The 7425-nt window shown below is 48.4% G+C and carries 5 protein-coding genes and 1 pseudogene; 1 reads left to right on the top strand and 5 read right to left on the bottom strand.

What is annotated here, in order from left to right; all coding sequences use genetic code 11:
• Positions 1-746 precede the first annotated feature (746 nt).
• A pseudogene (locus FD30_RS11700) lies at positions 747-1064 on the top strand (tyrosine-type recombinase/integrase); the annotation flags it as partial.
• A 103-nt stretch (positions 1065-1167) separates the two neighbouring features.
• Here the strand turns inward: FD30_RS11700 and lepA are convergent.
• From lepA to dltA, 5 genes are all read right to left on the bottom strand, one after another.
• On the bottom strand, positions 1168-3000 hold the full coding sequence (gene lepA / locus FD30_RS01285; RefSeq protein WP_056943573.1) for a translation elongation factor 4: 1833 nt from the start codon (positions 2998-3000) through the stop codon (positions 1168-1170).
• Between the two features lie 114 nt (positions 3001-3114).
• On the bottom strand, positions 3115-4404 hold the full coding sequence (dltD, locus tag FD30_RS01280) for a D-alanyl-lipoteichoic acid biosynthesis protein DltD (protein WP_056943572.1): 1290 nt from the start codon (positions 4402-4404) through the stop codon (positions 3115-3117).
• A gap of 3 nt (positions 4405-4407) precedes the next feature.
• Positions 4408-4641, bottom strand: a complete 234-nt coding sequence (gene dltC / locus FD30_RS01275; protein WP_024746183.1) for a D-alanine--poly(phosphoribitol) ligase subunit DltC — start codon at positions 4639-4641, stop codon at positions 4408-4410.
• Between the two features lie 36 nt (positions 4642-4677).
• Positions 4678-5889: a D-alanyl-lipoteichoic acid biosynthesis protein DltB gene (dltB, locus tag FD30_RS01270; protein WP_056943571.1), complete on the bottom strand. Its 1212-nt coding sequence runs from the start codon at positions 5887-5889 to the stop codon at positions 4678-4680.
• Complete coding sequence (gene dltA, locus FD30_RS01265) at positions 5889-7415, bottom strand: D-alanine--poly(phosphoribitol) ligase subunit DltA (protein WP_056943570.1); 1527 nt, start codon at positions 7413-7415, stop codon at positions 5889-5891. The genes dltB and dltA overlap by 1 nt, the downstream gene beginning before the upstream one ends.
• Positions 7416-7425 lie beyond the last annotated feature (10 nt).

Here is a 7425-nt window from a genome sequence, read left to right as displayed (position 1 = left end):
ACTTGAATCATGTGTTTGATGGGGATTTTGGAGTTTCTGGTGAATAATTCAGGATTTTCTATGCAAATACAATTTGTATTTACAACTAGGAAACAATGGTCTTGTATATTAACATTAGTCACCCTAACATACGCTTTTTTACAAAAGGGCGCTAAGAATGGCGACTTTTTATTGATAAATCAAACATTAACCATCACAGTAATCGTCCTTGTGCCGCACCTCTGCAATAATAGCAAGGGTACAACTGATATCATAACTAATCTCACCGTCTAGTCATTCTCCTGAAAAGTCATCCAGACCACCAGTAATCTTAATTAATTCTGCTTCAGATAACACCTGCCTCCCTAAGCTATTTTGTTTAAAAGAATATCCTTGTACTTTTAAACAATTGCAATTGTAAATAAAACGCTTTTCGAATCAACAAACCTTTGTTATTTAGAACACGAAAGTTTGTAAAACTTTCTGGGAGCGTAAAACATTTTGTGTAAACGCTGATTCATTGAAAATGAAACTATCGACATCCACCAAGCTATGCTTCAAAAAGACAAGAAAAAACGAAAAAAGACGCTGAATACAATACGAAAGTGAAATACTCTAACCCGACAATAAAGCCAGATTATGAACGATCTTCCAATGCTCCATGGGAATTGGGTCCACTTAAAACATCTGCAAGCTACCGCAAAATTTTAATTGGGCCATCTATTATTGAGTTGTTAAAGAAAAAGCGCGTCGGCTAAGAGGTTCAGCGGGCACACTACGAGAAATACTATTATGATTCTGACTTTGTATGTACGAAAGAAAACGGGGACCCCATGACCCCGAACTCCATCAAATACCACGCTGATAAAATTCAGAAAGACTTAGGGTTCCCGTTCGACTTCCATTCGTTACGTCATACGCACGCAACCATGCTGCTAGAAAATGGTGCCAATATAAAAGAGATTCAGGCACGTCTAGGACACTCCCGAATCTCCACTACTCTCAACACCTATTCTCACGTTACCCAAAAGATGAGCACTGAGACGGTCGATATTTTTGAAAAGATGATGCACCATGAAGCCTAACCCGGCGTAAATTACTGTTTAATCCTACATTTCAGACTTTTCGTCGGATACAGGTAGGATTAATGTCGGATTCTTAAAAGGCAGTTGGCTCGAATCCTTGGTACTACTTAGTTTCATCCTCGTCAGTCTTCAAAACGGCCATGAACGCTTCTTGAGGAATATCAACTTTCCCCACAGCCTTCATCCGCTTTTTCCCGACTTTTTGCTTTTCCAGCAGCTTCATCCGCCGAGTACGGTCACCACCGTACAGGTGGGCCGTCACGTCTTTCCGGTAAGCCTTGATGGTGGTTCGGGCAATTACCTTCGCTCCAATCGCCGCTTGAACCGGAATTTCGAAGTTTTGTCGTGGAATGATACCCTTTAACCGCGTCGCAATCTCACGACCCCGTTGTGCCGCAAACGTCCGGTGCGCAATAAAGCTCAACGCATCGACCTTATCGCCGTTCAGCAACAAGTCGATCTTGACCAAGTCCGCTTCCATGTACCCGTTCCGCTCGTAATCCAACGAGGCGTAACCACGCGTACTCGACTTCAACTTGTCAAAGAAGTCAAAGATGATTTCTGACAGCGGCATATTGTAGATAATGTTGACCCGGTAATCATCCAGGTACTCCATGGTCAAGAATTGCCCCCGACGGTGCTGGCACAATTCCATAACGGCACCCACATAATCGTTCGGTGCCATAATCGTGGCCTTCACAATGGGTTCTTCAATCCGCTTGATGGCGGAAGCTTCCGGCATTTCGGCCGGATTTTCAACTTCCTTCATGGTCCCATCCGTCAAGTACGCGTGGTAGGTAACCGATGGTGCCGTGGTAATCAAGTCGAGGTTGAATTCCCGCTCAAGCCGTTCTTGGATGACGTCCATGTGGAGCATCCCCAAGAACCCACACCGAAATCCAAAGCCTAACGCTTGAGACGATTCGGGTTCAAATTCCAACGCCGCATCATTTAGCTTCAGCTTCTCCAGAGCCTCACGCAAGTCGTTTAACTTCGCGTTATCGGTGGGGTATAACCCCGCGTAGACCATCGGGCTCATTTCCCGGTAGCCCGGTAGTGCCTTTTCCGCAGGATTATCAGCACTAGTGACCGTATCCCCGACTCGGGTCTCCGTGATGTCCTTGATGCTGGCCGTGATGTAGCCCACGTCCCCAGCAATCAACAGGTCACGACTAATCGGTTTCGGTGAGTTTACCCCCACCTCGGTCACTTCGTATTCACTCCCGCTGTTCATCAGACGAATCTTGTCCCCGGGCTTGACCATACCTTCCGTGATCCGCACACTCAAGACCACGCCCCGGTAATCGTCATAGACCGAATCAAAGACTAACGCCTTCAGGGGGGCCGTTAAGTCTCCATGAGGGGCCGGAATCTTATGCACAATCTGTTCCAGTAATTCTGGAATCCCAATGCCTTGCTTGGCACTGGCCAAGACGGCATCTGAAGCGTCCAGACCAATGACGTCTTCAATTTCGCTCTTCACCTTATCTGGATCCGCTGCGGGAAGGTCGATCTTGTTGATGACCGGCACGATTTCCAAGTCATCATCCAGCGCCAGGTAAACGTTAGCCAGCGTCTGGGCCTCTACCCCTTGCGCGGCATCGACGACCAGAATAGCCCCTTCACAAGCTGCCAGGCTTCGTGAGACTTCGTACGAGAAGTCGACGTGACCGGGAGTGTCGATTAGGTGAAATTCGTAGTCGTGACCATCCTTTGCGTGATAGGTCAGTTCAACCGCGTTCAACTTGATGGTGATGCCCCGTTCACGTTCCAAATCCATGTCGTCCAACACTTGATCTTGCATGTCGCGTTTGGAAATCGTATCCGTTAGTTCCAGAATCCGATCCGCGAGCGTCGACTTTCCGTGGTCAATATGGGCCACAATGGAAAAGTTACGAATATATTTTTGATGTTGCTTTAATTTTTCCAGATCCATGTTGAATTCCTACTTTCCTAAGTACCATGTCCAGACAATTATACCAACCATTCTTGGCAAGTACAAACGCCAACTCATGCAAAAAGCGTCCGACTCAAGGTCGAACGCTTTTATCTAATTCGTCGTATCCGCATAAGTGGTCAACTCGTTAGGGTTCAACTGTTGCCATTCCTGTGAATAGAACTTGTCGTTAATCGTGTACTTCGGCTTAGCTTGTGGCTGGGTCAAGAACGGATCAACCTTTTGGTCAACCGCCAGCCAGCCCCGCCAGCCTAAGTGAATCGTATCCGTCATGAAGTAAGGCACGTTGCTCTTATCCGTCAGGTCGCAAATGTTGTTAAACCCTTGCGACTGCAACTGATAACGAATCTTCTGATCAAACTGCCGGAGCATGCTTTGCGACAGACCCGTGTAGGCCGACCACTTCGCATTCACTGGCGGAATAATGAACATCACATTCGTATGCAACCGCGCAAACTGATCCAGAACCAATTGGAAATCGGCGAATTCAGGCGACTTCGTATAGCTCAGGTTCTTTTGGAACCCGGCTAACTTCCCACCCTTTAATTCCTGTTTCAATCCATGGTTATAGAACGAATCACTGATTTGGAACCGGTTGTTCCCCGTTTGGGACTTCCCAATGCGGCCTGCCAAGGCATCCAACTTCGAGAAGGAGTATTGAGTGGGTAACTTCTTCGCTTGCTGGTTAACCTTATTCAGATTCTGCGATGGCATGTTGATTCCCGAGAAGAATTCATCCTCTTGAGTTAACATGTTTTGCTTGGCTTTGAGGTAGAAACGTTGGTTACTCGTCAAAGATTGACCAGCCGATACCCGCTTTAAAGCTGCGTAGAGGAAGTGGTCTGACTTGGCCACTGGCATCTGCAGCAACCGCTTCGCCGCATACTGGTCGATGGCATCGTGGCGGTAATGCGACAACCACTCCGTCGTCTGCAATTGCGAGTAGTAGAAGGCAAAGGCATCCTTCCGCGTCCCGTCTTTGACGAACCATTGTGGCGAAATCACGAAGACCGCTTTCTTATTCTTCAGCTCCGATTGGATGTTTTGCATCACGAAGAACTGAGTCAAAGATTGCGTCCCCCGAGCACCCAGTAGAAACGGCCGGTAGTCCCGGTGATACTTCTGGGCTAAGACCGATGGGTGCATGGGATCGATTCGAGACCATTCCGACGAGCCGAAGAACGGCACGTAGTTTTGCTTCAACGCCGCTTCCTTAATCCGCTTACCCTTTAACACGTTAGGCGACAAGGAAACCGCCGCTTGGCGTTCTTCACCTGCGCTGACCTTCTTAAACCCAAAGGTCACCGGTGAGACCAATACCGCCAAAACCAAGATAGCCGCGAGAATTAACGGACCAAAGATCCGTAGTAATCGCTTTGCCATGTGCTAGGCCAGGCTTTCGACTTTCGCGATGATCTTGTTGGGCGTGTCCCACTCTGACCGCTCAAATTCAGAAACTGGCACGTTGACGCCCAGCTGTGACTGCAGTTGTAACAACAGTTGAACGGAACCCATGGAGTCTAACAACCCACTATCAAACAAGTTGTCATCCATCGCACCACTAACATCGTTCCCCGTTAAATCAGATAAAATTGATAATACCGTTTCTTTTACATCCATGATAATTTCCCCCTAAATGAAATAATCCTACTTTTATTATTTGGTAAACCAGAGTGTATTTAAGAATCCTGAGAAAATCAGGAAACTAAAGCAGACCAAGTTAGCCGTTAAGAAAATGGCAAAGATCTGCGTAAAACCGTTGTGCGGTACGCTGGCCCGGTGCTTCTTCTTGTACCGCAACCAAGCATCGTTAACCACCAGTGCGACCCCGTGGAACAGCCCGTAAGTGATATAGTACCAAGTGACCCCGTGCCAGAACCCCATGACTAACATGTTAATAATGTACGTCACGTTGGCAGTCGTCCGCGGACTCTTGAAAATGCGGTGCTTCATGAACCAGAAGACCAACCGCATGTAGATGAAGTCCCGGAACCAGAAGGACAGCGTAATGTGCCACCGATTCCAGAAATCCTTGATGTTCGGTGAACGCCAAGGTTGCTTAAAGTTCATTGGCGTTTCGATACCCATCAAGTAAGACGTCCCAACGGCGAACAAACTGTACCCGGCGAAGTCAAAGAACAAATCCGCACTGTACGCGTACATGTACCCCAGGACGGGCCACGAAAGATCCATGAAGCCGCCCCGTGAATGCATCGCCATAACCTGTAACTTAGGCATCAGGATGGTCCCAAAGTAGTACGCTAACAGGAACTTATACAAGAACCCCACAAAGATATACCGAATACCCTTTTGAATCATCCCCAGATACTTCTCACGACTCGGAACGGTCCGATAATCGTGCTCAAACCGCCGATAACGGTCAATGGGCCCCGACGAAATCGTGGGGAAGAAGAGCATGAATTGCAGGAACGTCATCACCTGATAGTTCTTCAACGTGCCATCCCGCGTCTCCATCATGGTCTGGACCGCCCGGAACGTCAGGTAACTGATTCCCAGGAACCCAATTAAGGACGCCTGACCGTTTTCTACGGCCGGGGTGACCTTCACGATCGTCAACGGTAAGATGGCGAGAATGACCAACAGGTAAAAGACCGGACCGGAGTTTTTCTGCTTACGATAAACAGCGTACCCCCAAGTTAACGCCACTTCATACAAGATATAGATGATTAACGCAATCCCTTGCGTCCACTTCGGTCCCCCAAACGTCAGGACCAGAAAGAAGATTGAAATCAGTGTCTCGTACAGCCGTGAACGTTTACCGTAAAGCAACCCGATCATCAGCGGAATCATGGCAACCCCTAATAAGGCGAAATAGGTCGGGTTACCATATGGTTCAAATGAAAGCATTACTGATTGACCTCAGCAATAATTGACTTAATATCCACCTTGCCGTTGGGGGTCATCGGTAAGCTTTCTTTATACACGAACCGTTGCGGAATCATGTATTCCATCATGTCGCCACCCTGTAAGTTCTCCTTAATCGCCTTGGTTAAGTCTAACTCGGACAGGTCAGTCGCTTCTGGAACGACCCAGGCAATCAACTGGCTGACCTTATGGTTGCGATCATACCGGGGAACCGCTACCCCCGCTTGAATGTGATCTTCTTGGGACAAGTAGTGGTTCACTTCTTCCAATTCAATTCGGTAACCGTGGAGCTTAATCTGGAAGTCCGTCCGACCATGGTACATGATCAAGCCGTTATCCAATTGAACCCCTAAGTCACCTGAACGGTAGACCCGTTGACCGTGCCAATCAATGAAGGCCTTAGCCGTTTTCTCTGGGTTATGCAAGTACCCTTTCGACATGGACGGTCCGTAAATCAAAATCTCGCCTTCCGTACCGGCGGGAACTTCATTTAACTGGTCGTCGACGACCTTCATGGTGGTATCGCCCTTGGCGTACCCGATTGGTAGTCGGGAATAATCCGCTAAAATCTGGTCAGTAATTTCGACTTGAGTCACCGCGACCGTCGTTTCCGTTGGGCCATAGGTGTTGAAAATCTTGGCTGCCGGGAAACGGTTGTGCAAGGTCTGCGCCGTTGCGTGGGTCAACTCTTCACCACAGAAGAGGAACCGTTGGAGGTCCGGATAATGGGCCGCATCAAACGTTGGTTCCAACAAGCAAATGTCCATAAAGGATGGCGTTGAAACCCACACGTCCAAGCCCATCTTAGGTAACGTCTCAAAGAGTTCCTTGAAATTATCCGTCACCTGCTTAGGCAAGGCCACCAGCGTCCCCCCGCTCGCTAACGTCGGTCCCCAATCCATGACTGAGAGGTCAAAGGAGTACGGGGCTTGCGATAAGGTCCGTGGCTGTTGGGGTAACGTGAAATCATCACTCAGCATCCAATTAACGTAACTCAATAAATTCGTGTGTGAAATCTGGACCCCCTTGGGCTTTCCCGTGGTTCCAGACGTGAAGATGATGTAGTAAGTCTCATCTTCTGTCACTTCGTGCGACACCACGTAATCGGGTGCCGGTTGCTGGAAAATCGCTTCCAGGTCATCCGGTGTGATAACGATGGTGTTCGGCAGGTCCGTCGGTAAGGGAGCCACCGCAATGGCCGCTACGGGTTGCGCAATCTCATTGATCGTGGTAATCCGCTCGAGTGGCGAGTGCGTATCAATCGGCACATACGCATGACCACTCTTAGTAATCCCCACAAACGTGGCAATCATGGTAAAGGTCTGTCCACCATAAACTAAAATGGGAGCCTCTCGTGGTAACTTCAGCGCATCTAAGCGCGCCGCCAAAGCGTCCGAGTAGCGCTTCAACTCTCCGTACGTGTTCGTGTGACCCAAATCATCATAAACAACCCGATCTGGGTCCGTTGTTGCGATTTGGTCAATCGCCGTGATCATGTTTTTTATCACTATTTATCCC

This window comes from Levilactobacillus namurensis DSM 19117 (assembly GCF_001434785.1).
In the GTDB taxonomy this organism is placed as follows: domain Bacteria; phylum Bacillota; class Bacilli; order Lactobacillales; family Lactobacillaceae; genus Levilactobacillus; species Levilactobacillus namurensis.
Note: the sequence above shows the minus strand (reverse complement) of the source record. Positions and strands in the feature narration are given on the sequence as shown.

What these genes read in the sequence shown, in the direction of transcription:
- lepA (WP_056943573.1), bottom strand. Translation starts at nt 3,000, where the DNA reads ATGGATCTGGAAAAATTAAAGCAACATCAAAAATATATTCGTAACTTT.
- dltD (WP_056943572.1), bottom strand. Translation starts at nt 4,404, where the DNA reads ATGGCAAAGCGATTACTACGGATCTTTGGTCCGTTAATTCTCGCGGCT.
- dltC (WP_024746183.1), bottom strand. Translation starts at nt 4,641, where the DNA reads ATGGATGTAAAAGAAACGGTATTATCAATTTTATCTGATTTAACGGGG.
- dltB (WP_056943571.1), bottom strand. Translation starts at nt 5,889, where the DNA reads ATGCTTTCATTTGAACCATATGGTAACCCGACCTATTTCGCCTTATTA.